Source organism: Streptomyces sp. NPDC048734, assembly GCF_043198675.1.
GTDB lineage: Bacteria > Actinomycetota > Actinomycetes > Streptomycetales > Streptomycetaceae > Streptomyces.
This window is the reverse complement of the sequence record NZ_JBICUZ010000024.1, coordinates 45,060-71,599: the sequence shown is the minus strand read 5'-3', so window position 1 is coordinate 71,599 and position 26,540 is coordinate 45,060. Positions and strand designations below refer to the sequence as shown.

Here is a 26,540-nt window from a genome sequence, read left to right as displayed (position 1 = left end):
CGACGGCCCGTGGGACCGCGGCCCCCGTTGGCGGGGGGGGGGATAACCCGGCGCCCCCCCCCCCCCGCCCCCCCGCGGGGCGCGGCCCGCGTACTCATCCCCCCCGGCGCGGGCCGCGCCACCCCCACGCACCAGCGCAGGACGATTCACTCCAGGCGACCGAGGAGAGGGCATGCCCCCGCGTACGAACGACGGCGGACCGGAGCGCGAGCGGCCGGCCTCCGGGCCCGATGCCACCGCCCCGGCGGAGGAAACGGCGTCCGGGGAAGCGGCGGGCCCGCCGACGGCACGGCGGCCGGAGGGGATGGAGACCGCCGACGCGGTCGAGCCGACCGGCGAACCCCGGGTGGCCGTGGCCGCCGGGACCGCCCCGCCCACCGGGACCCCCGAAGCACCCGGCCCCGCCGACGAGCGGGTCGCCGCCGTCCGGCGGGTCGCCGCCGCGGGGCGCCGTTGGCGGTCCGTGCGGCTCGGGGCCTGTGCCGCCATGCTGGCCGTCGGTCTCACCGCGGGAGCGATCGCGTTCGGCGCGGTGCGGGACGGTGGGGACGCGCCGGTGGCGGCGGCCGCCGCGATCTCCCCCGGTCTGCTCGCGGCCGCCGACCTCGGCACCGGCATCGCCTCGCTCCAGGCCCATCTCCGCGACCAGCCGAAGGACTTCGGCGGCTGGGCCGCCCTCGGTCTCGCCTACGTCGAGCAGGCCCGCACCCAGGGCGACCCCTCCCGCTACCCGCAGGCCGAGCAGGCGCTGAAGCGCTCCCTCGCCCTGCGCCCGGACAACGACCAGGCCCTGTCCGGCCGTGCCGCGCTCGCCGCGGCCCGCCACGAGTTCGCCGACGCGCTCTCCCACGCCGACCGGGCCCTGGAGCTGAACCCCTACAACGAACGCGCCCTGTGCTCCCGCATCGACGCGCTCGTCGAGCTGGGCCGGTACGAGGAGGCGGCGCGGGCGGCCCGCACGGCCGACGAACGGCGGCCCGGCGTACCGGTGTTCACCCGCTACGCGTACGTCCAGGAGCTGCGCGGCGACGTCACCACCGCCCGCCGGGTGCTGGAGCAGGCGCTCGCGGCCTCCATCACGCCGGGCGACACCGCCTACGTGGCCACCCAGCTCGGCCGGCTCGCCTGGGACCAGGGCGACGACGACACCGCCCTCACCCACTACGCCCGTGCCCTCACCGCCGACGAGGACTACCTCCCGGCGCTGGAGGGCCGCGCCCGCGTCCTGGCGGCGAGCGGCCGGCAGGCGGAGGCGATCGAGGGGCTGGAGAACGTGGTCGCCCGCTTCCCGCTCCCCGGCCCGCTGGTCGAGTTGGGCGAGTTGTACGAGGTGCGCGGCGGCGCGGGCGACGCGGCGAAGGCGCGGGACCGGTACCGGCTCGTCGACGCCTGGACGGCGCTCGCCCGCGCGGGGGGCGTCAACACCGACCTGGACACCGCGCTCGCCGCCGCCGACCACGGCGACCGGGCGGCGGCACTGCGCGCGGCCCGCGCCGAATGGGACCGCCGCCGGACCGTGCACACCGCGGACGCCCTCGCCTGGGCCCTGCACGTCAACGGCGAGGACGACGAGGCGCTCCGCTACGCCCGGCGGGCCACGGCCACCGGTTACCGCAACGCCGCCTTCCTCTATCACCGGGGCGTGATCGAACGGGCCACGGGCCACCCGGACGACGCCCGCACCCACCTCACCGCGGCCCTGGAGCTGAACCCGGGCTTCTCGGCCCTCGGGGCCCGCGAGGCCCGTGCCGCCCTGAAGACGCTGGGGGCGGCCGAGTGACGCTCCGTCGCGTGTTCGCCTCCTGCGCGGCCGTCCTGACGGCCGGGTGCGCGCTCGCCCTGTTCCCTTCCACCAGTGCGAGCGCGCACCCCTTGGGCAACTTCACCGTCAACCGTTACGACGGCCTCGTGGCCGCCCCCGGCCGGCTGCGCGTCGATCACGTGGAGGACCTCGCGGAGATCCCGGCGACCCAGGCGAAGCCGGACGTCGAGCGGCTCGGTCCGGCCGGGTGGGCGCGGCAGCGGTGTGCCGCGGCCGCCGCGGGCAGCCGCCTCACCGTCGACGGCCGTACGGTCGCCCTCACGGCCGGCGCCGCGGCGGCCGAGCTGCGGCCGGGACAGGCCGGGCTCGACACCCTGCGCGTGCGGTGCCGGCTGACCGCTCCGCTGCCCGAGGCCGCGTCGGTGTCGCTCACCTTCCGGAGCGCGGGCGCCTCCTCCGGGCCCGGCTGGCGCGAGATCACCGCACGCGGCGACCGGATGACACTCACCGAAGCGGACGTACCGCGGAAGTCGGTGTCGGACGAACTGACGCGTTATCCGGACGAGTTGCTGTCCTCGCCCGCCGACACCGCGACCGCTTCCCTGCGGGTGCGGCCGGGCGGCGCGGCGCTCGCCGAGGAGGACGACGCGCCCGCCGCGTCCGTGCTGCCCCGGGGCGCGGACCGCTGGACGCGGGCCCTGGACGGCCTGGTCGCCCGGCAGCACCTCACCCTCGGTTTCGCCGCGCTGGCGTTGGTCCTCGCCGTCGGCCTCGGTGCGATGCACGCCCTCGCGCCGGGGCACGGCAAGACCCTCATGGCCGCGACGGCGGCCGCCCGCGGTAACCGGGCCCGCTTCAAGGACGTCCTGCCCCTGGCCGCGTCCGTCACCGTCACCCACACCCTCGGCGTGGTCGCCCTCGGCCTCCTGGTCACCGCCGGCTCGGCCGCCGCGCCCTCGGTGGTCGCCTGGCTGGGCCTGGCCAGCGGCGCCCTCGTCCTGTTCGCGGGCACGACCCTCGTACGACGGGCCTGGCACCACCGGGGACACGGCGCCGGACACCGGCATCCCCGTCCCCATCCCCATCCGCACCCGCGTCCGCACCAGCAGGCGAAGCCGCCCGCCCGTCGGCCGGCCCTCGTCGGCGCGTCCGCGGAACACCCCGGCCGGGCCACCGCCCACGAGCACCCGCGCGACCTCGAAGACGGCCACGGCCACGGCCACACCCACCACGATCTCGGCCACGGCCACACCCACCACGACCACGACCACGACCACGACCACGACCACGACCACGACCACGACCATCATCACCGCCACGACGGCGAACACCGACACGATCACGGGCACCACCAAACGGACACGGACACGGACCCCCACACCCACACCCACGGCGGTGTGACCCACAGCCATCCCACCGCCCCGACCCTGCGCGGCACGATCCTGCTCGGCTTCGCCGGGGGACTGGTCCCCAGTCCCTCCGCCGTCGTCGTGCTGGTCGGTGCCGCGGCGCTCGGCCACGCATGGTTCGGGCTGCTGCTCGTCGTCGCGTACGGGATCGGGCTGGCCCTGACCCTGACGGCCGCCGGGTTCGCCGTCGTCCGGCTGGGCACGGGCGCGGCCCGGCTGCTGGACCGGAACCCGCGCCGGACCGGCCACCCTGCGGTGGCGCTGGTGCGCCGGAACCTGCCCCTGTGGTCGGCGCTGGTGGTCGTGGCCCTCGGGGTCGGACTGGTGCTCAAGGGGGCCGCATCCGTACTGGTCTGAGCTACGTTGAGGAGGTATTCACCAGGATGCGAAGGGGGAAGGGGGTGCGCGGTGACCGAAGAGCCCGGCAGTGAGCGTCTGATCGCGGGCCGCTACCGTCTGCTGTCCCCGCTCGGCGAGGGCGGCATGGGCACGGTGTGGCGGGCCCGGGACGAGGTGCTGCACCGCGAGGTCGCCGTCAAGGAGGTCCGTGCTCCGGCCGGACTGCCGGACTCGGACGTCGAGCGGCTGTACGCCCGGCTGGAGCGTGAGGCCTGGGCCGCCGCCCGGGTGGCGAACCGCAATGTGGTGACGGTGTACGACGTGGCCGTGCAGGACGGCCGGCCGTGGATCGTCATGGAGCTGGTACGAGGCATCTCCCTCGCCGAACTGCTCGACGCGGAAGGCCCGTTGGAGCCCGCGCGGGCCGCGCACATCGGGGCCGAGGTGCTGGCCGCGCTGCGGGCGGCGCACGAGGCGGGCGTGCTGCACCGGGACGTGAAACCGGCCAACGTGCTGATGTCCAACGACGGCCGGGTGGTGCTCACCGACTTCGGCATCGCCTCCGTCGAGGGCACCTCGGCGCTCACCATGACCGGCGAGGTCATCGGCTCGCCCGAGTTCCTCGCGCCGGAGCGGGCGCTGGGCCGCACGCCGGGTCCCGAGTCGGACCTGTGGTCACTGGGCGTGCTGCTGTACGCGGCGGTCGAGGGCAGCTCCCCCTTCCGGCACGACACGCCGTTGAGCACCCTGCGCGCGATCGTCGACGAGGAGCTGCCGCGGCCGCGCCGGGCGGGCACGCTGGCCCCCGTCATCGAGGGGCTGCTGCGCAAGGACCCGGCCGAACGGGTGCCGGCCGAGGTGGCCGAGGCCGATCTGCGGGTCGTCGCCGCGGGCGGCACCGCCCGGCCCGGCACGTTCCGGGCGGCGACGCCGTATCCGCCGACGGCCGCCGGGCCGCCGGTGACGTCACGCACCGAGCCGCTGCCGACGCCGGGACCGTCGCCGGCTCCGCCCTGGACCGGTCCGCAGGAGGACACCACCCGGACCGGGCCCGGCCGCGACCGGCGTACCGCGGGGGTGCTGATCGCGGGGGTGGCGGCGCTGGCACTGGCGGTCGGCGGGCTGACGTACGCGCTGCTGAGCCGGGGGGACGGGGACGGTGGCAGTGGCAGTGGTGGTGGGGACGTCGTCAACAGCCAGTCGCAGGGCGTGAGTCCGTCCGCGACGCCGCGGGAGAGCGAGACCTCGGACAGCGGGGAGCCCTCGCCGGACGCGAGTCCGAGCGAGAGCAGAAGTGCCACGAGTCAGGCTCCGCCGCAGTCCGTGGCGGTCACGGTCACCGGCTCGCACACGGACTACTCCGGCGCCTGCCCGCCGCCGGACGCGCAGGCGCCCACGTTCACGGTGACCATCACGGTGGGCCGGCTGCCCGCACAGGTGTCCTACCGGTGGGTGTCGCAGGAGGGCGAACTCGTCGACGCGGACTGGAAGACCCTGGAACTTCCCGCCGGTGGCGGGAAGTCGGGGCAGGACAGGGTGGTCGTGACCACGCACGCCGAGAGCGGGACGTACCGCAACGCGATCGGTGTCGAGGTGCGCGAACCGAGCCGCGTGACGTCGAACTCGGTGCCGTTCTCGGTCACGTGCGAGACGGAGGCCCCGTCGGGCGGGGCCTCCCCCTCCGTGTCGTCCTCGGAGTGAGGGCTCAGGCGGCGTTGTCGAGGACCGGCAGGTAGCCACCCGACTGACCGGACGCGGTCGGGTGGTAGGACTCACCGATGTTGAGCCAGTTGACGCTGTGCAGCCAGGAGCTGCCGGAGCAGATCTCGTGGCCGGTGAAGGTGGTGCGGACGTCTCCGAAGACGAAGCCGTGGGCGGCGGCGCGCTGGGCGGTGACGCTGTTGAGGAGGTCGGAGGCGTTGTTGATGGCGCTGCGCTTGGTCTCGGACAGGCCCAGGCAGGTCGTGCCGAGCTTGTAGAAGCGGGGGTAGCCGATGACGACGACGCGGGCGGCGGGCGCCTTGGAGCGGATCGCCGAGTAGACGCTGTCGAGCTGGCCGGGCAGCGTGGAGCTGACGTAGGCGCGGGCGGTGTTGATGCGGCTGAGGCAGGTGCTGTCGGAGCTGGTGACGCAGGTGGTCATGACGTCGGCGAAGCCGGCGTCGTTGCCGCCGACGCTGATGGAGACCAGGCCGGTGGAGGAGTTGAGCGGGCCGAGCTGTCCGGCGAGAACATCACCCGTTCGAGCGCCCGAGCATGCGGTGAACGAGAACGAGGCGGGGGCGTGTGCGGCGTTCCAGAGGTACGGGAAGGCCTTCGTGCTGCGCTTGCAGTCGCCGCTGGAGCTGATGTAGCTGCCGGCTCCGACGCCTGAGGAGTAGGAGTCGCCGAGGGCCACGTAGCCACCGGTCGCGGCGAGTTGGGCTCCCTGGGCCGAGGCCGCGCCGGTGAGGGCGGCGCCGACGGCGAGGAAGAGCGAGCTGACGAGTACGGCGATGCGGGAACGTCTCATGGAACCTCCCTTAACAGGATCTCTGCGGCAACCTTGGTACCAGCTACGCGCGTTGACAGGAAGTGTCCATGCCAAATCTGTTCGGCTCGACGGCGATCGATCATTTCCCGTTTGTTACGTGGGCACGTCAATTTTGTTGACTGTCCTTCAACACCCTTGTCCTGCGGCGGCAGATGACGGAGTCTTTACCCCGGCCGAGAGCGGAACGCCGCGACGCTCGACGCCGTGTGCGCCGACTCCGCGCGCACCCCCCACAGACGCACGCCCCACCCCGGCGTGCGCCGCCTAGAGGAGGACTCCCTCGTAATGGCACACCTTCGCAGCAACAAGGTCCGAGTCTCCGCCGCCGCCACCGTGGCGGCCGCCGCCCTCGTCGGCGGACTGACCGCGCTCCCCGCCCAGGCCGCCCCGGCCGAGGGCAGGGTCCTCGCGGCAGGCTCCCCCACCGCCGTCAAGGACAGCTACATCGTCACCCTCAAGCAGGACGCCGGTTTCAAGGCCTCCTCGGCGACCGGCAAGGACCTCATCAAGAACTACGGCGGCTCGGTGAAGAAGACGTTCGGCGCCGCGCTGAACGGCTACACCGCGACCCTCTCCGCCACCGAGGCGAGGAGACTGGCCGCCGACCCCGCGGTCGCCGCCGTGGAGCAGGACCAGACCGTCCACGTGGACGCCACGCAGTCCAACGCCCCCTGGGGCCTGGACCGCATCGACCAGACCTCGCTCCCGCTGTCCGGCACCTACACCTACCCGGACTCCGCCGGCAGCGGTGTGACGGCCTACGTCATCGACACCGGCGTACGCATCACGCACTCCCAGATCAGCGGCCGGGCCGTCAACGGCTACGACGCCGTCGACGGCGACAACGTCGCCCAGGACGGCAACGGCCACGGCACCCACGTCGCCACCACGATCGCGGGCACCACCTACGGCGTCGCCAAGAAGGCGAAGATCGTGGCCGTCCGGGTGCTGAACAACTCCGGCTCCGGCACCACGGCCGGTGTGATCGCGGGCATCGACTGGGTGACCGCGAACCACTCCGGGCCCTCGGTCGCCAACATGTCGCTCGGCGGCGGCGTCTCCACCACCCTGGACGCGGCCGTGCGCCGTTCCATAGCCAGCGGCGTCACCTACGCCGTCGCGGCGGGCAACAGCAACACCAGCGCCTCCTCGTCGTCCCCGGCCCGGGTCGCCGAGGCCATCACGGTCGGCGCCACCACCAGCACCGACGCCAGGGCAAGCTACTCCAACTACGGTTCGGCCCTGGACATCTTCGCCCCCGGCTCCTCCATCACGGCGGGCTGGTACACCAGCGATACCGCCACCAACACCATCTCCGGTACGTCGATGGCGACCCCGCATGTCGCGGGCGCGGCCGCGATCTACCTGGCGGGCCACACCTCGGCCACCCCGGCCCAGGTCGCCACGGCGCTGGTCAACGGCGCGACCACCGGCAAGGTCACCAGCGCGGGCACCGGTTCGCCGAACCGCCTGCTGAAGATCGTCCCGTGATCCGACGCCGCTGAGACGGCGACCGGTCACACCGTTCCCCGGAGGCGCGCCCGGCCTCCGGGGAGCGTTTGTGTCGGGTTCCTGACCATCGAGGTCCGTCCCGGCACGGGACGACCCGTTCTGTAACGGTCAAACGAACAAAAAGGTGAGGCCTCGTTCCAGGTCTTGCCATACGGGCGCATTCGTCAATACCGTCAGACATCTCACCCGCATCGGACCGTCGGTAAGCGGCTCCAGGGGAGGGCTCAAGGAGCGTGACGGTGTCCGGCGCGGGGCGCGGTAGGGGGGTGCCGTGCCCGGTGACCGAACCTGGTGACCGGGTCGTGCCGCGCAGTCGGCTGCCGTCTTTTCCGGTGGCCGGCCGGCTTTGCCAGCTCACCCGGGGTGCGCGGAGAGGTCTTCCGCCATGCCGGGCCGCAGGGCTGACGGAGAGGTCTTCCGTCATGCCGTGCGGCCGTGGGTGACACAACAACCCCCCTTTCGAACCGGACTTACATCCGGGCCGCCCGGGGGTGGGCGGTCCACCGGACGAGAGGGACCAGACTGATGAGTTCCGTTCTGCATCCGGCGACACCGGGCCAGGATCGTCAGGCCCCGTCGACCGCCGGGAAGTACCGGCCCATCTCCTCTCACCTGGCCATCACGCCACCGGTGAGCGTCGTCATCCCGGCGATGAACGAGGCCGAGAACCTTCCGTACGTCTTCAAGACCCTGCCGGACTGGATCCACGAAGTGGTGCTGGTCGACGGCAACTCCACCGACGCCACCGTCGAGGTCGCGCGGGAACTGTGGCCCGGCGTCAAGGTCGTGGGACAGCAGGGCCGGGGCAAGGGCGACGCCCTCATCACCGGTTTCGAGGCGTGCAGCGGCGACATCATCGTGATGGTCGACGCGGACGGCTCCGCCGACGGCAACGAGATCGTGTCGTACGTCTCCGCCCTCGTCTCGGGCGCGGACTTCGCCAAGGGCTCCCGCTTCGCCAACGGCGGCGGCACCGACGACATGACCTTCGTCCGCCGGCTCGGCAACCGCGTCCTGTGCGCCGTCGTCAACCACAAGTTCGGCGCCCGTTACACCGACCTGTGCTACGGCTACAACGCCTTCTGGCGGCACTGCCTGGACAAGATCGACCTGGACTGCACCGGCTTCGAGGTCGAGACCCTGATGAACATCCGGGTCGTCAAGGCGGGGCTGAAGGTGCAGGAGATCCCGAGCCACGAGTACCTGCGCATCCACGGCGTCAGCAACCTGCGCGCCGTGCGCGACGGGCTGCGGGTGCTGCGGGTGATCATCGGCGAACGGTCCAACCGGCGGGCGCTGCGCCGCGACGGCCGCCGCGCGCGGATGCTCGACGGGGTCCGGGGAGAGGTGTCTTGAGCGCGAACGACACCCCGGCCGGTCCGTCCGTCCGCGTCTCCGTCGTCGTCTGCGTGTACACCGAGGACCGCTGGGAGGACATCCTCGCGGCGGTCTCCTCGGTGCGCGCGCAGAGCCGGCCGGCCCTGGAGACCCTGCTGGTCGTCGACCACAACCCGGTGCTCCTGGACCGGCTGGCCAGGGAGTACAAGGAGGTCACCGGGGTGCGGGTGCTGCCCAACGCGGGCCCGCGCGGACTGTCGGCCGGCCGCAACACCGGCATCGCCGCCTCCAGCGGCGAGGTCGTCGCCTTCCTCGACGACGACGCCGTCGCCGAACGCGACTGGCTGAGCCGGTTCGCCGCCGCCTACGACGACCCGCGGGTGATGGCCGTCGGCGGCCGGACCGAGCCGGTGTGGGCGTCCGGACGGCGGCCCGACTGGTTCCCCGACGAGTTCGACTGGGTGGTGGGCTGCTCCTACCGGGGCCTGCCGCCCGGCCTGGTCCGGGTCCGCAACGTCCTCGGCGGCAACGCCTCCTTCCGGCGGACCGCGTTCGACCTCGCGGGCGGCTTCGCCACCGGCATCGGCCGCGACGGCGACGAGCGGCCGCTGGGCGGCGAGGAGACCGAGCTGTGCATCCGCCTCAGCCGCGCCAGACCCGACGCCGTCCTGCTCGTCGACGACCGCGCGGTCATCCACCACAGGGTGCCCGAGGCCCGCGAGCACTTCGCGTACTTCCGCACCCGCACCTACGCCGAGGGCCTCTCCAAGGCGCTCGTCGCCCGCAGTGTCGGCGCCGGCAAGGGCCTGGAGTCCGAACGCCGTTACGCCACCCGCGTGTTGCCGGCCGGGGTGGCCCGGGGACTGCGCGACCAGGCGCTGGCCCGCCCCGGCGGAGCCCGGCGCGCGGGCGCGATCGTCGCCGGGGTGCTCACCGCCGCCGCCGGCTACGTGGTGGGCAGCGTACGGGCGCGGCGGAACGGGACGACGTTCTCGCAGGTACGCGTCGACGCGCCCGCCGGGGCGGACCGGGAGGCCGCCGCATGACCGGGGCGCGGATCCCGATCCTCATGTACCACGCGGTGGCGTCCGACCCGAACGACGCCACCCGGTCCCTCTCGGTCTCCCCGGCGGCGTTCGCCGGGCAGATGGCGCTGGTCGCCGAGCGGGGCCTGACCCCGCTCACCACCGCGGACCTCGCGTCCCGCTGGCGCTCCGGCCGCCCGCTGCCCGCCCTGCCCGTCCTGATCACCTTCGACGACGGCTACGAGGGCGTGCACCGCCACGCCCTGCCCGCCCTGGCCGAACACGGCTTCCCGGCCACCCTGTTCGTGTCCACCGGCTGGCTCCGCGGCGCGTACGACACCGGCGGCGGCCCGGACACCATGCTGGACTGGCCGCAGGTGCGCGAACTGGCCCGCGCGGGCGTCGAGATCGGCGGCCACAGCCACAGCCACCCGCAGCTCGACCAGCTCGACGACACCGCGCTGCACGCCGAGCTGGCCCGCTGCCGGGACATCGTCGCCGGCGAACTGGGCGCTCTGCCGGCCTCGTTCGCCTACCCCTACGGCTACTCCAGCAGACGGGTGCGCACGGCCGTGCGGGAGCACGGGTTCGCCCAGGCGCTCGCCGTCGGCAACACACTGGCCCGGCGCGCGCAGGGGCCGTACGCCCTGCGGCGGGTGACCGTGCGGCGCGGCACCGGCGTCGAGGAGTTCGAACGGCTCCTCGACGGACGCGCCGTCGCCCGCACCTTCGCCCGGGACCGCGCCCTCACCAAGGGGTACGCGGTGGTCCGCGGGGCCCGGCGGATCCACCGCAGGGCGGCCGGGGTCCTGGCCTGACGGTCCGACGGTCCGAGGCGGAAGGCACGGCACGGGTCGGCCGCGGAGGCCTCGCGCCGGAAGGCGCGGCACGGGCCGGTTCGGTGGCCCCGCGCCGGAGGGCGCGGCCCGGGGAGCGGTTCCCGGCCGCGCCTTCCGGCGCACCGCGGGCACCGCAGGCACCGCAGGCACCGCAGGCACCGCAGGCACCGCAGGCACCGCAGGCACCGGACAGATCCGACACACCGGCGCGCAGTACGGAAACCGGGTGCACACGGACCGCCGGTACCGGATCATGGCGGGCATGTCCGCGCACCCACACGACGCCCTGCCGATGCGGCTCAACGTCGACGACTCCGACTCCCCGTCCGACGTCGTCGACGCGCTGTTCCTCGGCCGCTTCGCGACGGGCGAGCAGCCTTACTCCCACGCGGTGAACATCGACCGCGTCCGCTCCGGCGCCGACCTGGTCCCGCCCCACGCGCGCGTGCTGCGCGTCGCCCGCGACGACGACCGCAGCGCCACGCTGGCCGAGGGCGACGGCTGGACGCTGCTGGTGTCCCGCTGGAACCGCGGCGCGGACGTCACCGTCACCGCGACCAGCGCCGAGCTGGCCGCGAAGGTGCTCGACGAGGCCACCGACGGCGCGGCGGACGAACCCGAGCCCCAGCCGGAGAACGTCACCATGGGCTTCTGGTACGTCTCCCCGCGGCGCGGCCCGCACCGCACCACCCGCCAGATCACCGCGGGCACCTGGGACGAGATCCGCCCCAACTACACGGCACCCGTCGCCGAGGCGATGGACCGCCTGATGGGGACGACCTCCGACGACATCGCCGGCCGGCTGCTCCTGCTGCACGGCCCGCCCGGCACCGGCAAGACCTCCGCGCTGCGCACCCTCGCCCGCTCCTGGCGGGACTGGTGCCAGGTCGACTGCGTCCTGGACCCCGAGCGTCTGTTCTCCGACGTCGGCTATCTGATGGACATCGCGATCGGCGAGGAGGACGGCCCCGGCAAGGGCCGCTGGCGGCTGCTCCTGCTGGAGGACTGCGACGAGCTGATCCGCGGCGGGGCCAAGCACACCGCGGGCCAGGCCCTCTCCCGGCTGCTCAACCTCACCGACGGCCTGCTCGGCCAGGGACGCAACGTCCTGGTCGGGGTGACCACCAACGAGGACCTGGAGCGGCTGCATCCGGCGGTCGTGCGGCCGGGCCGCTGCCTGGCCCGGATCGAGGTCGGGCCGCTGACCCGCCGGGAGGCGGTGGACTGGCTCGGCACCGAGGAGGGCGTCGGCCGCGAGGGCGCCACCCTCGCCGAGTTGTACGCACTGCGCCGGGGCACCTCCCCCACATCGCTGCCGGAGCCCCGCGGCGGGGCCGACGCCGGGCTGTACCTGTAGTGCTTTGATGGATGCGTGACCCTGTTCGTCGGCACGGCGGGCCGGCAGTACAAGGACTGGAGGGGCGTCCTGTACCCGGCCGACGTGCCGGTGCGACGGTGGCTGGAGGAGTACGCGGCGCACTTCGCCACCGTCGAGATCAACAACGCCTTCTACCGGCTGCCCTCGCGGGAGACGTTCGTGTCCTGGGCCGAACGGGTCCCGCCGGACTTCGTCGTCGCGGTCAAGGCCAGTCGCCCCCTCACTCAGCCGCTGGACGCTCGCAGGGCGTCCCGGACCGCGGCCAGGGCCTCCTGCTCGCCCAGGCCCAGTCGGCGGGCCCGCTCCGCGTAGGTCTGCGCGGCGGCGGCGAGTTCCCGCTCCGCCGCCGAGCCCGCGGCGGCGACGAACGTGCCGTTGCGCCCGCGGGTCTCGATCACGCCGTCCGTCTCCAGCGCCCGGTAGGCCTTGGCGACCGTGTTCGCCGCCAGGCCCAGCGACTCGGCCAGGCCCCGCACGGTGGGCAGCCGATGGCCCACGGGCAGCGCCCCCGACCGGGCCTGCTCGGCGATCTGCGCCCTCACCTGTTCGTACGGCGCGACGCCCTCAACGATGTCGATCTTCAAGGTCACGGCCCGATTGTCCCGCACCCGCCGGAAAATGGGAGGCATCCGGCAGGCCGGACGCATAGCGTGCGGCGCATGACCATCATCGTGCGCGATCTGCGTCCCGGGGTGCCGGCGGACGTGGAGGGCTTCGTCCGGGTACGGCGGGCCGCCCTGCCGTTCATGGTGTCCACCCCGGCCTCCGTGATCCACGACCTCACCCGTATCCGTCCCGACGCCCGTTTCCGCATGCTCGTCGCCGAGGACGGCGGCGAGATCGTCGGCACGGCCCAGGTGGGCCTCGCCCACGACAGCCCGGAACCCGGCCAGGGCTCCCTCAACGTGTACGTGCACCCGGCGCACCGGGGCCGCGGGGCGGGGTCGAGGCTGACGCGAGCGGGCGAGGAGCACCTGACGGCCCACGGGGCGACGCGGTCGTTCGCCTGGGTCCTGGACGAGCCGGACGACCGCGGCTTCGCCGAACGGCGCGGCTACCGGGCGAGCCGGTCCGCGCACTTCCTCCGCCTGGACCTGGCGAGCGGCGCGCTGCCCCCGCTGCAGGACCCTCCGCCCGGTGTCGAACTGCGCACCGCCGCCGACTTCGCGGACGACCCCCGCCCGTTGTTCGAGCTGGACGCCGAGGTGACCGCGGACGAACCGGGCGACATCGACGCCGAGCTCACCGACTACGAGGCCTGGCTGGAGGAGACCTGGCGGCATCCGCTGCTCGACCTCGACCTGACCGCGGTCGCCGTCGTCGAGGGCCGTCCCGCCGCTTTCACCGCGGCCCGCACCGACGGCGCGACCCGCTACGCCACGGGCATGACCGGCACGGCCCGCGCCCACCGCGGCCGGGGCCTGGCCAAACTCGTCAAGAACGCCTCGCTGCACCGTGCCCGCGCCGCGGGACACCGGGAGGCGTTCACCGGCAACGACGCCGGCAACGGCCCGATGCTCGCCGTCAACAAGTGGTTCGGTTACGAGATCTGTGCGACGGAGGTGCGCCATGCCCGTGAACTCGACTGACTCCGCCCGGCTCGTGGACGTCGTCCTCGTCAAGGGCGGCCGGACGAAGATCCGCTACCCCGCCGAGCTGCTCTTCGACGACGGCACCAGGATCGCCGTCCGGGCCCCCTGGGCGGGCGAGGGCGTACGGGACTTCGGCTTCGTGCGGTTCGAGCCGGGTGACGTCTTCACGGAGTACTACTGGCGGGACCGCTGGTACTCCGTGAAGGAGGTCCGCGGCGCGTCCGGCGTGCTGAAGGGCTGGTACTGCGACGTCACCCGCCCCGCGGCCCTCACCGGCACCGAGCTGGTCGTGGAGGATCTCGACCTGGACCTGTGGCGCTCCGCCGACGGCGGCGACGTACGGCGGCTGGACGAGGACGAGTTCGCGCGGAGCGGGCTGGCCCAGCGGGACCCGGAGGCGGCGGCCGCCGCGGTGAGGGCGCTCGACGAGCTGGAGGCGCTGGCCCGCGGGGACCGCTTCGGGGAACTGACCGGCTAGGACGGCACGGTCGCCACCACCGCGTACCGCTCGTCCTCCACCGCCCTCCCCCACAGCCGTGGGTCGTCCGAGAGCCGCTCCACGCGCGCGTGGCCGGTGAGCGGGGTCAGCAGGGCGGTGAGCCGGTCCGCCGGCATGCCGACGGGGCTGAGGGTGCCCCACACGCCCTCGACCAGCACGAGCCGGCCGCCGGGGCGCAGCAGGTCGCATCAGCGCCGCAGGGCGCGGCCGGGGTCGGGCAGGGTCCACAGCACATGCCGTACGAGGACGGTGCCGAAGCGCTCCTCCCCGACCGGGGGCGCCGCCGCGTCACCGACCAGGAACACCGCGTCACGCCCGGCGAGTTTGGCGCGGGCCCTGTCGATCATGGCCGGCGAGAGGTCGACGCCGGTCACGCGGTGTCCGCGCTCGGCGGCCAGGAGCGACAGGCTGCCGGTGCCGCAGCCGAGGTCGAGGAGGTCGCCGGGAGGGTCCGGGAGCCAGTCGCGCAGCCGGTCCGCCCACGCGGCGCGCACTTCGGGGTCGCGCAGCCCGTGGTCCGGTTCCTCGTCGAAGGCGGCGGCCCGCGCGTCCCAGTCGACACGCACCGAGGTCGTCCCGTCACTGTGGTGTGCCATGTGCTCAAGAGTGGCACCCGCCACTGACATTCGAATCGTGACAGCCGCCACTGACAGAACGGGCCGCGATGAGGAACTCTCCCGGAACGGGTCTGCCTCCGTGAGAACGCGGAACTCGGTGGCCCCCAAAGGAGGCAGCCATGCGCCGTACGACCGTGCAGAAGCCCCTGAAGAAGACGGAATCCCGCAGGGTCCGTGAGGAGACCCGCGAGCGCCCCGCCGGACGTCCCGAGGTGCGCGAGGACATCGCGCGCACCTGGTGGCCCGACGGGTGAGTCGCACCTGTGGCCCGCTGAGCCGCGCCCGCGGTCCGCGTCAGTCCAGCCGTTTGCGGTGGTGGACGCGGTCGTAGGGCCCGTCGACCCGGCGCTCCACGGCCTGATAGCCGTACCTGGGGTAGATCCGCTGGTTCTCCCACATGAGCGCGTTCGTGAAGAGCCTGACCTCGTGCGGGCCCAGCGCACGCGCGTGTGCGTCGACGAAGTGCAGCAGCCGCCGCCCCACGCCCGTCCCCCGGGCGTCGGGGTGGACGGCGACGCTCTCGAGGAGCAGGTGGCCCGGCGGCCCCTGCCCGGACTCCTCGACCACCACCAGGCCGATGACGGGATGCCCGGTGACGAACACCTTTCCGGCCGCCACGTCCGCCGCGTGGTCCGCCTCCATGGGCTGCGGCACGACGCCGATGCGCTCGACGTAGGGGCGGTACGCGGCATCGGTCACGGTCGTGACGGCCGGTACGTCGGCCTGGGTCGCGGGCCGGATCCCGTCGTTGGCCATGCCGTGCACGCCACCTACCTGATCCCTGCCTCAGCAGGTCCTTAAGGGGACCCTAAAGATCGCCGGCGGAGCTCCCCGCCGGACGGTTTCGGGGTTTCTTGGTTCCGGCACACATGAGCACCGGTTCCGAGGAGATCCCCCATGCCCGCACGCCGCAAGGCCGCCGCCACCGCCCTGGGCCCGGCCCCGCTGGCCCTGACCGCGCTGTCCGTGCTGGTCGCGGGTCCCGCGGCCGCGCACGGCTCGATGGGCGACCCGGTCAGCCGCGTCGCGCAGTGTTACGCGGAGGGCCCCGAGAGTCCGCGGTCGGACGCCTGCGAGGCGGCGGTCGCGGCGGGCGGGACGCAGGCGCTGTACGACTGGAACGGCATCCGCATCGGCGACGCCGCCGGCCGGCACCGGGAGCTGATCCCGGACGGCAGGCTGTGCAGCGCGAACAACGCCGCGTTCAAGGGCCTCGACCTGGCCCGCGCGGACTGGCCGGCGACGAGCGTGCGCGGCGGTTCCTCCACCTTCAGGTACCGGGTGACCGCCCCGCACAAGGGCACCTTCACGGTGTACGTCACCAAGCCGGGTTACGACCCCGCGCAGCCGCTGGCCTGGTCCGACCTGGACCTGGAGCATCCGGTGGCGACAGCCGTCGACCCGGTCGCGGCAGGCGGTTTCTACACGTTCTCCGGCACACTGCCCGAGCGTTCGGGGCGGCACGTGCTGTACGCGGTGTGGCAGCGCTCGGACAGCCCGGAGGCGTTCTACTCCTGCTCGGACGTCACCTTCGGCGGGACGGAGAGCGGTTCGGGGAGTGGTTCGGAGGGCAGTTCCGGGAGCGGGTCCACCGGCGTTCCCCCGGCCGGTTCCGCGAGCGGTTCCACCGGCGGCCCGGCCGGTGGCTCCGCCCCGGCACCGGCCGCGTCCGCGCCGTCCGAGGAGCAGATCGAGGAGGGGGCCGACAAGTCGACGGTCGAGCACGGCGGTCACGGTGACGACGACCCCGCCACCACGACGGACCCGGCCTCGGCGCCCCCCGCCGCCGAGGCCAACGAGCCGAAGGCGGCCGGGACCGCCGCCGGTCTCGCCGAGACCGGCGGCGACGGCAGCACGCCGTACCTCGCGGTCGGCGGGGCGGCCGTCCTGGCACTGGGGGCGGGCGTGCTGTTCGCGTCGGTGCGGCGGCGTGCGGTGGGCGGTGGCCGGAGCGGCCGCTGACCCGACGGACTCCGGGGCCTGACCGGCGGCTCAGGCCGGACAGGCCCCGGCGGAACCACCTGCGCGTCAGCCGAGGACGGACGCGCAGGTGGTGCGGGTGGCGTGGGCCGGGTCGAGCGCGTTGGCCACCTCGTGGAAGGCGATCCGGTCGGTCAGTCCGAGCAGCGCGTGCTCGGACAGATCGAGCGGGCAGAGGTCCTGGACGAGGACGTTCCTGACGTTCGGCCCGCTCAGGAACTGCGTCCGGTACGGCGTCACCACCTCGTCGTACCGGGTCGCGATGACGGTGTAGCGGACGCCGGGGACGGTGTCGCCGCCCTCATTCAGCTTCGTCATGAAGTCGGAGCCGGCGATCTGCTGGGCGAGGGCCGGGGTGGCGGTGGTGAGGAGGTCCTCGGCTCCGGGGAAGAGGGGCAGCAGGTTGGTCAGCCCGCCGAGGGTGGTGCCGTGGTTGCTGGGGGCGATGCCGACGAGGGCGTTCACCTTGGCGGCCCCGCCGAGGAACTTGAGGTAGTAGCGGGGCATCATGCCGCCCTGCGAGTGGCCGACGAGGTCGGTCTCGGTGGCGCCGGTCGCGGCGAGGACCCTGTCGACGTAGACGGACAGCTGTTCCGCCGACCTGTCGACGGGACCGAGGCCGTGGAAGAGGGGGACGCCGGGCAACCGGCCGTAGTCGAGGGAGAAGACGCAGTACCCGCGGTGCTTCAGGTACGGCGCGAGGCCGAGCCAGTTGTCGACGGAGTTGCCGAAGGTGCCGTGGACGAGGACGACGGGGCGGGGGTGGGCGGCGGCGGGCTCGCAGTCGTAGTCGTTCCAGCCTCCCCGGCCCGAGGCGGTGGCGGCGTGGGCGGTGGTCGCGGCCGCGGCGGCGGGGACGGCGGTGGCCGCGATCGCCAGCAGCAGGGCGGTGAGCGGTCCGAGCAGGCGTTTCCAGGGCAGCATCGCGTGATCTCCTCGCGGCTCAGGGGAGGTTCGACGGCCTTACGCCTGGTGATCCGGATCACGAGGATGCTGTTCACTCGTCAAGTTACGGGCGAGTAGGTGAAGTGTGAAGTTACGCGTCGGCAAAACTTCCGTCGACGGTCGACGGTCGACGGGGGCAAGGGCCCGGGGGGGGCGACTGACACAGGGTCACCAGGTGGGCCTGAGAGAGCCGTTGGGGGCGATTCGCCCCAAACGGTCGCACAACACGCGCACTTCTCCCTCCCCGAGAACCTCGGCCCAGGCCCGTACGGCGTCGGCGGCGGCCTCCTCCGCGGCGCGGGTGCAGTCCCAGCCCCGTCCGGTGAGGACGACCAGCCGGGCGCGCGCGTCCACGGGATGCGGCCGCCGCTCGGCGTACCCCTTGCGGACCAGCTCGTCGACGAGCTGACTGGCGGCCTGCTTGGTCACCCCGAGGTGCGCGGCCAGCTCGGTGACGGTCGCCCCGTCCGGAGCGAGCCGCGCGAAGGCGAAGCCGTAGGCGGGCCGCCCCTCGAACCCGCGCGCCTCCACGCCGTCGTTGATGCGTCGCGTGAGATCGCCGGCCACGGCGAGCAGGGCGGCGGTCAGGGCGAGGGCTTCGGATTTCTGCACGTCCGCATTCAAACACCGTTGACGTTTCGGTCAAGCGGCTTGACCATGGACACAGTCCATTTAGTCAAGCTGGTTGACCGTATTCCGAGGAGACACCCATGCCGTTCGTCCGTTCCTCCGACGCCGTGACGCACGAGATCCACGGCGCCCGCTTCGTCTCGTACGCGACTCCCGGCACCGGCAGCAAGGAGCTGGCCGCCTGGCGGGGCGAGATCCCGCCGGGGACGAAGGCTCCCGCGCACACCGTCAGCCGGGAGGAGATCCTCCACGTCCTCGTCGGCGAGCTGGCCCTCACGCTCGACGGCCGCACCGAGCGGGTCGGTGCGGGCGACACCGTGATCGTCAACGCCGGATCGACCCTGAGCGTGGAGAACCCCACCGATCACACCGCGCTCACCTGGGTCACCACCTCCGTCGGCCTGACGGCGGAACTGGCCGACGGAACCCTGCTCACTCCCCCGTGGGCGAACTGACCCCGGCGGCGAACACCTCGGAGCGGACCGGCTCCGGCGGACGGCCCACCCGGTTGCGGCCCGCGTCGTCACGGGCGGCCCTTCCGTACGGGGACCCGTCGTACCCGCTGCGGCCGGTCCGCGGGTGCCCGGCGCCGAGCAGTCCTCGGAAACACATCCCCGAACGCTTCCCCCCACTCCCCACTCCCCACCCCCACTCCCTCTCCCCCGCCCTCACTGTGGACCACGCCCCGAACACACGCATGACGTCCGTTCGGCTCCCTCCCGCCTGCGCCCCTCCCCTCGAAGCCGGACGGTGGGGACATGTCACAGGCCCTCGGCGCACCGCCTCCCGACCGTTCCCTCCTCGCCGAGGTGAAGGACGCGGTCACCCCGCGCGCCACCCTGCTGGTCATCGGCGTGCTCGCCCTGCACCTGCTCTTCATCGCCTCCTACGTGGGCGCGCTGCACGATCCGCGCCCCAGGGACGTGCCCTTCGGGGTCGTCGCGCCCCAGGCCGTGGCCGAGCGGACGGTGACCCGGCTGGCGGGGCTCCCGGGCGGGCCGCTGGACCCGCGGACGGTGGCCGACCGGGCGACGGCCCGGAAGCAGATCCTGGACCGGAAGATCGACGGCGCGCTGATCGTCGGTCCGGCCGGCACCACCGACACCCTCCTGGTCGCCACGGGAGGCGGCCGGGTGCTGGCCACCACCCTGGAGACGCTCACCACCCGCGTGGAGAAGTCCGAAGGCCGCACGGTACGGACCGTCGACGTGGCCCCGGCCGAGACCGGCGACGCCAACGGACTGTCGTCCTTCTACGTGACCGTGGGCTGGTGCGTGGGCGGCTACCTCTGCGCGTCGATCATGACGATCAGTGCGGGCGCCGCCCGTTCCACGCCGCGACGGGCGACGATCCGGCTGGCCGCCATGGTTCTCGTCGCGCTCCTCGGCGGACTCGGGGGCGCCCTGATCGCCGGGCCGGTCCTGGGCGCGCTGCCCGGCGGCTTCCCGGCCCTCTGGGGACTCGGCGCCCTGATCATCTTCGCGGTCGGCGCGGCCACCCTCGCCTGCCAGGCCGTCTTCGGGCTCGCCGGCATCGGCCTGGCCATCCTGGTCGTGGTGATCCTGGGCAACCCGAGCGCGGGCGGCGCCCTGCCTCCTCCGCTGCTGCCGCCCTTCTGGAAGGCGGTCGGCCCGGCCCTGCCGCCGGGCGCGGGCACCTGGGCCGCGCGGTCGATCGCGTACTTCGAGGGCAACGCCATGACGTCCGCCCTGCTGGTCCTGTCGGCGTGGGCGGTCGCCGGAACCGCGATCACCCTGCTGGCGACGGCCCTGCGCACCCGGCGAGCCGGCCCCTGAGGCGTCGGTACGACGCGGAAGTCCCGCCCCTGCTGGTCGCACGGGGCGGGACTCCTCCCGGCCGAGGACCCGGCCGAGGTCCGCCGCGAAGCCGCCCACCTGCTCGAACAAGGCCTGGGGCCCAAGCCCGGACGGACCCGGAGGCCAAGGGCGTCAGCCGATCCGGGTGCCCGTCGCCGACAGTGCCTCCGTGACCGGCTGGAAGAACGTCTCCCCGCCCGAGGCGCAGTCGCCGCTGCCGCCGGAGGTGAGGCCGATCGCGCTGGCGCCCGCGAAGAGGGAGCCGCCGCTGTCGCCCGGCCCGGCGCAGACGTCGGTCTGGACGAGGCCGGTGACGATGTCTCCGTTGCCGTAGTTCACGGTGGCGTCCAGACCGGTGACCGTGCCCTCGTGCACCTGGGTCGTCGAGCCGCTGCGGGTGGCCTTCATGCCGACGGTGGCCTCGGCGGCGCCGGTGATGGCCTGGGCCGAGCCGTTGTAGAGGTTGGCCTCGCTCGGGTGGTCGACCTCTGCCGTGTACTTGACCAGGCCGTAGTCGTCGCCGGGGAGGCTGGAGGTCTCGTTGGTGCCGATCTCGGCACCGGAGGAGTCCGACCAGGTGGAGACGGACTCGGTGCAGTGACCGGCGGTCAGGAAGTAGGGCTCGCCGCCCTTGACCACGTTGAAGCCGAGCGAGCAGCGCCCGCCGCCGGTGATCGCGTCGCCGCCCGCCACGAAGGGTTTGAACTCGCCCTGGGTCCGCCGGCCAAGAGCCACAAGCCCACGCGCCACGACGCGGCCGCCGTGGCGATCGGCAGACGCGCCCTGGGGCACCCGATCCGGCGACGGACGGCACCGCCCCCACACGACCGGAGCGATCGTGTGGGGCATCGGAGCGTCCAGGCCGGCCCGGAGGCCCCGGGGCGTGAGGGACACCGCCCCCGCATCCCTGGACCACGGACACGATCCGTGCGCGCCGGACGCGGAGCGAACGCGGTCGACCAGGACACCCAACACCGTTCGGGGCGTCCGGCTGAGCACGGGTTCTGGCAACAGGACTCACTCTCGCTCAGTCCCCAGGGACGGTGCTTCGGGTTTCGCTGGCGTTCGCAGTCTGGAAGGTGACACCCGCGACGACGAGAGCGGCGATGCCCGCTGCGGTCATGACGGTCCGTCGCCGGATATGCGTCGGTGCTTCAACTCGGTTCTCCTGTGGGGGGACGGGCCGGACGGCAGTGGGGGCCGACCAGCCCGCGAGGCCGGGTTGACGGGCACCCACTCTTCCGAACCGCACGGGGAGCACACAAGGTCGAACCGAGGACGCGCACAGCGTGAACACCGCGCGCCCTTCCCGCCTTCACCACCCCGGGGGCCGGCCCGGCGGCCGACTCGGGCCACGACGAGAGTAGTTCGAATTGCAAATACCGCCGGTCTGCGCGGACTCGCGCGGACGTGCGGGAGCCCCCGCACGCCGACCGCGTGCGAGGGCTCCCCTGCTGCCGGCCGAAGCCGTGCGTCCGGGCTAGAAGACGCTGACGCCGTACGCGTTCAGCGCCTCCACCACGGGCTGGAAGAACGTCGTGCCGCCGGAGGTGCAGTTGCCGCTGCCGCCGGAGGTCAGGCCGTAGGCCACGCCGTTGCTGCCGTAGAGCGAGCCGCCGGAGTCGCCGCCCTCGGCGCAGACGTTGGTCTGGATCATGCCGTAGACGACGTCGCCGCCACCGTAGTTGACGGTCGCGTTGAGCGCGGTGACCCGTCCGCTGTGGGTGCCGGTGGTCGAGCCGTCACGGTAGACGGTGGTGCCCACGGTCGGGTTGGCCGCGCGGGTGATGTCCACGCCGCCGGCCGTGCCCGCCTTGGCCACCGAGGTGTTGGTGTACCGGACGATGCCGTAGTCGTTCGTCGGGAAGCTCGAACCCGACGTGGTACCGAGCGTCGTGGTGTGCGCCGAGTTGGACCACCACGTGCCGGCGCCGTCGGTGCAGTGACCGGCGGTCAGGAAGTAGTAGTTGCCCGCGCTGTCGCGGACGTTGAAGCCGAGGGAGCAGCGCCAGCTACTCGCATAGATGGCGTCGCCGCCCTGGATGTACTTCTGGAACTTGCCCTCGGTCCGCTTGATCGTCAGGGCGTCGGCGTTGCCGCCCGCCTGCTCCTTGATCTTCGCGATCTCGGCCTGGGACACCGTGCTGTCGACGGTGACGACGAGCCGGTTGGTCTTGCTGTCGACCGCCCAGGCGGTGCCCGGGACGTCGGCCTTGAGCACCGCGCTGCCGGCGCTCTTGAGTTCGGCGGCGCTGAAGGGGGTGGTGTCCGCGGCGTTCGCGTGGGGGATGGCGACGGCGGCGGCGGCCACGAGTCCGGTGGTGACGGCGATCAGCCGGGTGCGTCTCGTGATGCCGTTCGTGGGGGTGGTGCGCTTGATCCTCACGTTTCGTTCCCTCCCAGGGGAAATCGGGGGCCCGCGTGGGGTCGGGGCCCGTGAGGCGCAGTCGAGGGCACCGGGTGACCGGATCACGAACAGACCATGCCCCTGACAAGCGCTGAGGGGGAGTATTCGATCGAACGGCCGGTCGGCGCAAGGGCGCCTTTCGGCCGTCGATCCTTGAACCACCTGTGCGAGCCGGGGCCCGGCCGGCCGGCCGCAGCGCTTCCCGCCGTACGGCACGAAGCGCCCCGGTACAGAGCAACTCGGTTCGTGCGCAAGGGCGTCGACGCGCCGGCATCGACGCCGCGGGCAGCGTTCCCACGCCTTCGGCCGCCCGCGCCACGGGATGTCCGGAAGCAGCCCCTGCGGGACGTCACGCCGGCCCTCCCGCGTACGGACCGACCGGCCGGGCCCTCGCCCGGTTCGTCACCCTCGCCCGGTACGACCTCGGCGTACCGGGCGAGGACGCGGCGGGCGGGACCGTCGCCGGCGTCGGCCGCGCCGGGTGGGACCGTCGCCGGCGTCGGCCGCGCCGGGTGGCCGTCGGCAGGCTCACCGCCGACGGCACCCGCACCGGGCGCGGTTCAGCAGTCGCAGCCGCAGCCGTCGCAGCAGCAGCCGTCGCAGCACTTGCCGCAGCAGTCACAGCAGTCGCAGCAGTCCGAGCAGTTGTCGCAGTCGCAGCGCTGGCACAGCCCGTCCTTGGGCTCCCGGGTCCACGGGTCCTCGTACGTGCCGCAGCACATCTGGCACGTACAGGCGAGGCCCGCCCACACCAGGCACCCGGCGAGCAGTCCGCGCCGGTCCCGGTGCGGCGGGCGCGGGGGCGGGGGACTGCCGGGGCCGGACGGGGCGTAGGGGTTGCCCGGCGGCGGTCCGTACTGCTCCGGCGCGTGCGCGTGTCCGCACGAGGCCGTGCCGAAGGCCCGGTCCACGGAGGTGCGCAGCTCGTGCACGAGCAGCACGTGGGCGAGCCTGGCGTCCGTGAACTCGGCGTCGCGCAGCGCCAGCCGGATCCCGTGCACGGCGTCGTCCGCGAGCCGTCGGGCCTGGGTGAGGGAGGTCCCGGTGGCCGTGAGCGGGTTCCAGGCGCCGGACGCGGCGTCGGCCTCCCGGTCCTCCACGGCGTCCAGGAGGTGCGCGAGCCGGCCGAAGAGACGGCCGGCCTCGGCGAGCGGCTCGGCGTTGCCGGGCCGCCCCGCCAGGACCGCGGTGTGGGCGAAGGCCGCGGCGGTGGCCGTCTCGGTCGGCTCGGTGACGGTCAGCAACGGTGTGCCGGGCCCGGCGAGTGCCTCGATGCCGACCTGCCGGTCCACTGCGTCCACCAGGACGGCCGTGTCGAAGCCGACGGCGGAGCCGCCGCGCGCGCCCGCCCGCCCCCAGCCCGTGGCCACCCGGCGCGCGGCCAGGGCGACCGGGCGGCGCGCCAGCAGCCCGTCCCCGTCGGCGACGTGGTCGCGCACCTTGGCGGCGGCCAGCACCAGCGAGACCGCCGCCGCGAGCCGGGCCCCCTCACCCTGTGCGACGGACGCGGAGCGCATACCGCGCAACGGACAGGGCCCGGCCGTACGCCGCGCGCCCTCGGACCGTTCGGCCTGAGCCTCCGTCAGAACGGAGACGAGCAGGCCGTCGTAGTTGGTGACGATCCGCGCGAACTGTCCGTGATCGCGCCGCAGGGCGAGGCAGAGCCCGCACAAATGCGCCATCCACTGGGTCTTGAGCCCCTCACCGAGCCGGTGCCGGCACGGCCTGACGATCCCGAACATGTCGATCCCCCGTGATGTGTGTCGATCCCCGCGACGTCGAGCGGTCGTGGAGACCGCCGTCAGCCGCCGCATCGTATCGACCGCTCGTCACGTGGGAACGGCGCGCCCGGTTCACCCTTCCGCGCCACCACTCACCCGTACGCTCCGCCACTCACCCGTACGCCGTGAAGAATCATATTTCACTCACAGTCAGCAGCCGTATGAGTCGCGACCCTTGGGGCACATGGACTCTCGACGGATCGACTGTGCACCAGTAGCGTCACAAACCCCCCGCGCGGCGTCTATCCACTTGGCGCGACATCCGCATCATGGACGACCATGGGGAATGCGGAAAGCAAGAATGACCGCTGTGAGAGGAGGCGTCCATGGGATCGGTACGCAAGGCGAGTGCCTGGCTTGGCCTCGTCGACGACAACGATGACGAGCGTTACTACGACGACGACTATTCCGAGGGGACCGACCCCGGAGACGCCTGGGTCACCGACCCGCGGGTGAAGGTCGCCACCGACACGGCCCAGGAGAGGGGCCGCCGGATCGGCACCGTGACCCCGGACAGCTTCCGGGACGCGCGGGCGATCGGCGAGCTGTTCCGCGACGGTGTCCCGGTCATCATGAACCTCACGGCCATGGAGGCCGCCGACGCCAAGCGCGTGGTCGACTTCGCGGCCGGGCTGATCTTCGGTCTGCGTGGTTCGATCGAGCGGGTGTCGACCCGGGTGTTCCTGCTCAGCCCCGCCAACACCGAGATCGTCAACGGCGACCCGGCCGCGCGCCGCGCGGACGGCTTCTTCAACCAGAGCTGAGGCAGGGCCGCTCGCCGGCCCTGCCTCCTCCCGGGGTCAGCGGAAGGCGTCCAGTCCGGTGAGCGCCTTGCCCAGCACGAGCTGGTGCATCTCGACGGTGCCCTCGTAGGTCAGCACCGACTCGAGGTTGGTCGCGTGCCGCATGACGGGGTACTCGAGGGAGATCCCGTTGGCCCCGAGGATCGTCCGCGCCGTACGGCAGATCTCGATCGCCTCCCGCACGTTGTTGAGCTTGCCGAAGCTGACCTGTTCGGGCCGCAGGCGGCCGGCGTCCATGCGCCGCCCCAGGTGGTGGGCGAGCAGGATCCCCTTGTGCAGTTCGACCGCCATGTCGGCGAGTTTGGCCTGGGTGAGCTGGAACCCACCGATCGGCCGCCCGAACTGCTCCCGCGACTTCGCGTAGTCGACGGCGGTCTCGAAACAGGCCCGTGCCGCCCCCATCGCGCCCCAGACGATCCCGTACCGGGCGTGGGACAGACAGCTGAGCGGACCCTTGAGCCCGACGACCTCCGGCAGTACGGCGTCGGCGGGCAGCCGCACGTCGTCCAGCACGAGTTCGCTGGTGACACTGGCCCGCAGGGACCACTTGTGCTTGATCTCGGGCGCGGAGAACCCGGGGGCGTCGGCGGGTACGACGAAGCCCCGGATGCCGTCCTCGGTCTGCGCCCACACCACGGCGACGCCCGCGACCGACCCGTTGGTGATCCACATCTTGCGCCCGTTCAGGACCCAGTCGGAGCCGTCCTTCCTGGCGTGGGTCCGCATGCCGGCGGGGTCCGAACCGTGGTCGGGCTCGGTCAGCCCGAAGCAGCCGATGACCTCACCGGCGGCCATGCGCGGCAGCCAGGCCCGCTTCTGCTCCTCGCTGCCGAACCGGTGGACGGCGTACATGGCGAGGGAGCCCTGGACGGAGACGAGCGAGCGGATCCCGGAGTCGGCGGCCTCCAGCTCCAGGCAGGCCAGCCCGTACTGCACGTTGGTGGCACCGGCGCACCCGTAGCCCGTGAGGGACATGCCGAGGGCGCCGATCCCGCCCAGTTCCCTCGCCAGCTCCCGGATCCGGGGCAGTTCGCCCTTCTCGTACCACTCGGCGACGTACGGCAGCACCCGGTCCCCGGCCCAGGAGCGCACGGTGTCCCGTACGGCGAGGTCCTCGTCGTCCAGGAGATCGTCGATCCCGAGGGGGTCGGACGGGTCGAAAGGAGGCAGCACAGACCTCACGGGCCCCGAGGACGACGACATGATTCCCTCCGAAACCTGAAAACTAGCACCGCTAGTCACGCAACTCCCCCGACGTTACGACGCCCGGCGAACCCCGTCCAGCCCTCACCCCCACGGGGCGCGTGGCGAACGGAGAGCCGCCGCCGGCGTCG

At 73.3% G+C, this 26,540-nt stretch carries 23 protein-coding genes and 3 pseudogenes; 16 read left to right on the top strand and 10 right to left on the bottom strand.

Features of this window, described 5'->3' with window-relative positions; translation table 11 throughout:
• Positions 1–172 precede the first annotated feature (172 nt).
• The 3 genes from ACGFQC_RS34645 to ACGFQC_RS34635 are packed head-to-tail and all read left to right on the top strand — an operon-like array spanning position 173 to position 5,211.
• The gene (locus ACGFQC_RS34645; protein ID WP_363092710.1) at positions 173–1,780 is read left to right on the top strand and encodes a tetratricopeptide repeat protein; all 1,608 of its coding nucleotides are present in this window, start codon (positions 173–175) and stop codon (positions 1,778–1,780) included.
• Entirely contained in the window at positions 1,777–3,528 is a 1,752-nt protein-coding gene (locus ACGFQC_RS34640; RefSeq protein WP_363092711.1) for a nickel transporter, read from the top strand. The genes ACGFQC_RS34645 and ACGFQC_RS34640 overlap by 4 nt, the downstream gene beginning before the upstream one ends.
• Positions 3,529–3,579: 51 nt before the next feature.
• Entirely contained in the window at positions 3,580–5,211 is a 1,632-nt protein-coding gene (locus ACGFQC_RS34635; RefSeq protein ID WP_363092712.1) for a serine/threonine-protein kinase, read from the top strand.
• A 4-nt stretch (positions 5,212–5,215) separates the two neighbouring features.
• Here the strand turns inward: ACGFQC_RS34635 and ACGFQC_RS34630 are convergent, their stop codons facing one another.
• On the bottom strand, positions 5,216–6,022 hold the full coding sequence (locus ACGFQC_RS34630; protein ID WP_363092713.1) for an SGNH/GDSL hydrolase family protein: 807 nt from the start codon (positions 6,020–6,022) through the stop codon (positions 5,216–5,218).
• 306 nt (positions 6,023–6,328) lie between these two features.
• On the opposite strand from ACGFQC_RS34630, the gene ACGFQC_RS34625 reads away from it, so the two are divergent.
• The 6 genes and pseudogenes from ACGFQC_RS34625 to ACGFQC_RS34600 all read left to right on the top strand — a co-directional run.
• The gene (locus ACGFQC_RS34625; RefSeq protein WP_363092714.1) at positions 6,329–7,534 is read left to right on the top strand and encodes a S8 family peptidase; all 1,206 of its coding nucleotides are present in this window, start codon (positions 6,329–6,331) and stop codon (positions 7,532–7,534) included.
• A 546-nt stretch (positions 7,535–8,080) separates the two neighbouring features.
• A complete protein-coding gene (locus tag ACGFQC_RS34620; protein WP_363092715.1) occupies positions 8,081–8,911 on the top strand; it encodes a glycosyltransferase family 2 protein in 831 nt (276 codons plus the stop codon).
• On the top strand, positions 8,908–9,939 hold the full coding sequence (locus ACGFQC_RS34615; protein WP_363092716.1) for a glycosyltransferase family 2 protein: 1,032 nt from the start codon (positions 8,908–8,910) through the stop codon (positions 9,937–9,939). The genes ACGFQC_RS34620 and ACGFQC_RS34615 overlap by 4 nt, the downstream gene beginning before the upstream one ends.
• Positions 9,936–10,736: a polysaccharide deacetylase family protein gene (locus ACGFQC_RS34610; protein ID WP_363092717.1), complete on the top strand. Its 801-nt coding sequence runs from the start codon at positions 9,936–9,938 to the stop codon at positions 10,734–10,736. Before ACGFQC_RS34615 ends, ACGFQC_RS34610 begins: the two co-directional genes overlap by 4 nt.
• Before the next feature lie 283 nt (positions 10,737–11,019).
• Positions 11,020–12,114 carry a DUF5925 domain-containing protein gene (locus tag ACGFQC_RS34605; RefSeq protein ID WP_363092718.1) on the top strand — a complete coding sequence of 365 codons (1,095 nt, stop codon included), beginning with the start codon at positions 11,020–11,022 and terminating at the stop codon, positions 12,112–12,114.
• 15 nt (positions 12,115–12,129) lie between these two features.
• Positions 12,130–12,360, top strand: a pseudogene (locus tag ACGFQC_RS34600) (DUF72 domain-containing protein); the annotation flags it as partial.
• On the opposite strand, the gene ACGFQC_RS34595 reads toward ACGFQC_RS34600, so the two are convergent.
• Positions 12,360–12,725 carry a GntR family transcriptional regulator gene (locus ACGFQC_RS34595; RefSeq protein WP_363092719.1) on the bottom strand — a complete coding sequence of 122 codons (366 nt, stop codon included), beginning with the start codon at positions 12,723–12,725 and terminating at the stop codon, positions 12,360–12,362. The pseudogene ACGFQC_RS34600 and the gene ACGFQC_RS34595 sit on opposite strands and share 1 nt — an antisense overlap.
• A 69-nt stretch (positions 12,726–12,794) precedes the next feature.
• On the opposite strand from ACGFQC_RS34595, the gene ACGFQC_RS34590 reads away from it, so the two are divergent.
• Together ACGFQC_RS34590 and ACGFQC_RS34585 are read left to right on the top strand one after the other, a co-directional pair.
• Positions 12,795–13,724: a GNAT family N-acetyltransferase gene (locus ACGFQC_RS34590; protein ID WP_363092720.1), complete on the top strand. Its 930-nt coding sequence runs from the start codon at positions 12,795–12,797 to the stop codon at positions 13,722–13,724.
• A complete protein-coding gene (locus tag ACGFQC_RS34585) occupies positions 13,705–14,205 on the top strand; it encodes a DUF402 domain-containing protein (protein ID WP_363092721.1) in 501 nt (166 codons plus the stop codon). Before ACGFQC_RS34590 ends, ACGFQC_RS34585 begins: the two co-directional genes overlap by 20 nt.
• Here the strand turns inward: ACGFQC_RS34585 and ACGFQC_RS34580 are convergent.
• Positions 14,202–14,822, bottom strand: a pseudogene (locus ACGFQC_RS34580) (class I SAM-dependent methyltransferase). The gene ACGFQC_RS34585 and the pseudogene ACGFQC_RS34580 overlap by 4 nt on opposite strands.
• Positions 14,823–14,962: 140 nt before the next feature.
• Between ACGFQC_RS34580 and ACGFQC_RS34575 the strand changes: the two are divergent.
• Positions 14,963–15,097, top strand: coding sequence for a hypothetical protein (locus ACGFQC_RS34575; RefSeq protein WP_363092722.1), 135 nt, complete (start codon positions 14,963–14,965; stop codon positions 15,095–15,097).
• A gap of 40 nt (positions 15,098–15,137) precedes the next feature.
• On the opposite strand, the gene ACGFQC_RS34570 is transcribed toward ACGFQC_RS34575, so the two are convergent.
• Entirely contained in the window at positions 15,138–15,599 is a 462-nt protein-coding gene (locus ACGFQC_RS34570) for a GNAT family N-acetyltransferase (RefSeq protein WP_363092723.1), read from the bottom strand.
• Between the two features lie 141 nt (positions 15,600–15,740).
• Between ACGFQC_RS34570 and ACGFQC_RS34565 the strand changes: the two genes are divergently transcribed.
• On the top strand, positions 15,741–16,805 hold the full coding sequence (locus ACGFQC_RS34565; RefSeq protein ID WP_363092724.1) for a lytic polysaccharide monooxygenase: 1,065 nt from the start codon (positions 15,741–15,743) through the stop codon (positions 16,803–16,805).
• Positions 16,806–16,871: 66 nt separating this feature from the next.
• On the opposite strand, the gene ACGFQC_RS34560 is transcribed toward ACGFQC_RS34565, so the two are convergent.
• Positions 16,872–17,747: an alpha/beta fold hydrolase gene (locus ACGFQC_RS34560; protein ID WP_363092725.1), complete on the bottom strand. Its 876-nt coding sequence runs from the start codon at positions 17,745–17,747 to the stop codon at positions 16,872–16,874.
• Positions 17,748–17,936: 189 nt separating this feature from the next.
• A complete protein-coding gene (locus tag ACGFQC_RS34555; RefSeq protein WP_363092726.1) occupies positions 17,937–18,380 on the bottom strand; it encodes a MarR family winged helix-turn-helix transcriptional regulator in 444 nt (147 codons plus the stop codon).
• 98 nt (positions 18,381–18,478) lie between these two features.
• Here ACGFQC_RS34555 and ACGFQC_RS34550 point away from each other — a divergent pair, with 98 nt between their 5' ends.
• Both ACGFQC_RS34550 and ACGFQC_RS34545 read left to right on the top strand, forming a co-directional pair.
• Positions 18,479–18,853, top strand: coding sequence for a cupin domain-containing protein (locus ACGFQC_RS34550; protein ID WP_363092727.1), 375 nt, complete (start codon positions 18,479–18,481; stop codon positions 18,851–18,853).
• Positions 18,854–19,156: 303 nt separating this feature from the next.
• A complete protein-coding gene (locus ACGFQC_RS34545; RefSeq protein WP_363092728.1) occupies positions 19,157–20,194 on the top strand; it encodes a DUF3533 domain-containing protein in 1,038 nt (345 codons plus the stop codon).
• Between the two features lie 153 nt (positions 20,195–20,347).
• On the opposite strand, the pseudogene ACGFQC_RS34540 reads toward ACGFQC_RS34545, so the two are convergent.
• From ACGFQC_RS34540 to ACGFQC_RS34530, 3 genes and pseudogenes are all read right to left on the bottom strand, one after another.
• Positions 20,348–21,373 (bottom strand): annotated as a pseudogene (locus ACGFQC_RS34540) (S1 family peptidase).
• Positions 21,374–21,695: 322 nt separating this feature from the next.
• Positions 21,696–22,601 carry a S1 family peptidase gene (locus ACGFQC_RS34535; protein WP_363092729.1) on the bottom strand — a complete coding sequence of 302 codons (906 nt, stop codon included), beginning with the start codon at positions 22,599–22,601 and terminating at the stop codon, positions 21,696–21,698.
• A gap of 581 nt (positions 22,602–23,182) precedes the next feature.
• Entirely contained in the window at positions 23,183–24,364 is a 1,182-nt protein-coding gene (locus ACGFQC_RS34530) for a DUF5685 family protein (protein ID WP_363092730.1), read from the bottom strand.
• A 365-nt stretch (positions 24,365–24,729) separates the two neighbouring features.
• Here ACGFQC_RS34530 and ACGFQC_RS34525 point away from each other — a divergent pair, with 365 nt between their 5' ends.
• Entirely contained in the window at positions 24,730–25,167 is a 438-nt protein-coding gene (locus ACGFQC_RS34525; protein WP_363092731.1) for a cell division protein SepF, read from the top strand.
• A gap of 36 nt (positions 25,168–25,203) precedes the next feature.
• Here ACGFQC_RS34525 and ACGFQC_RS34520 read toward each other — a convergent pair whose 3' ends face one another.
• Positions 25,204–26,409 (bottom strand): acyl-CoA dehydrogenase family protein, encoded by a 1,206-nt coding sequence (locus ACGFQC_RS34520; RefSeq protein ID WP_363092732.1) that lies wholly within the window; start codon positions 26,407–26,409, stop codon positions 25,204–25,206.
• Positions 26,410–26,540 lie beyond the last annotated feature (131 nt).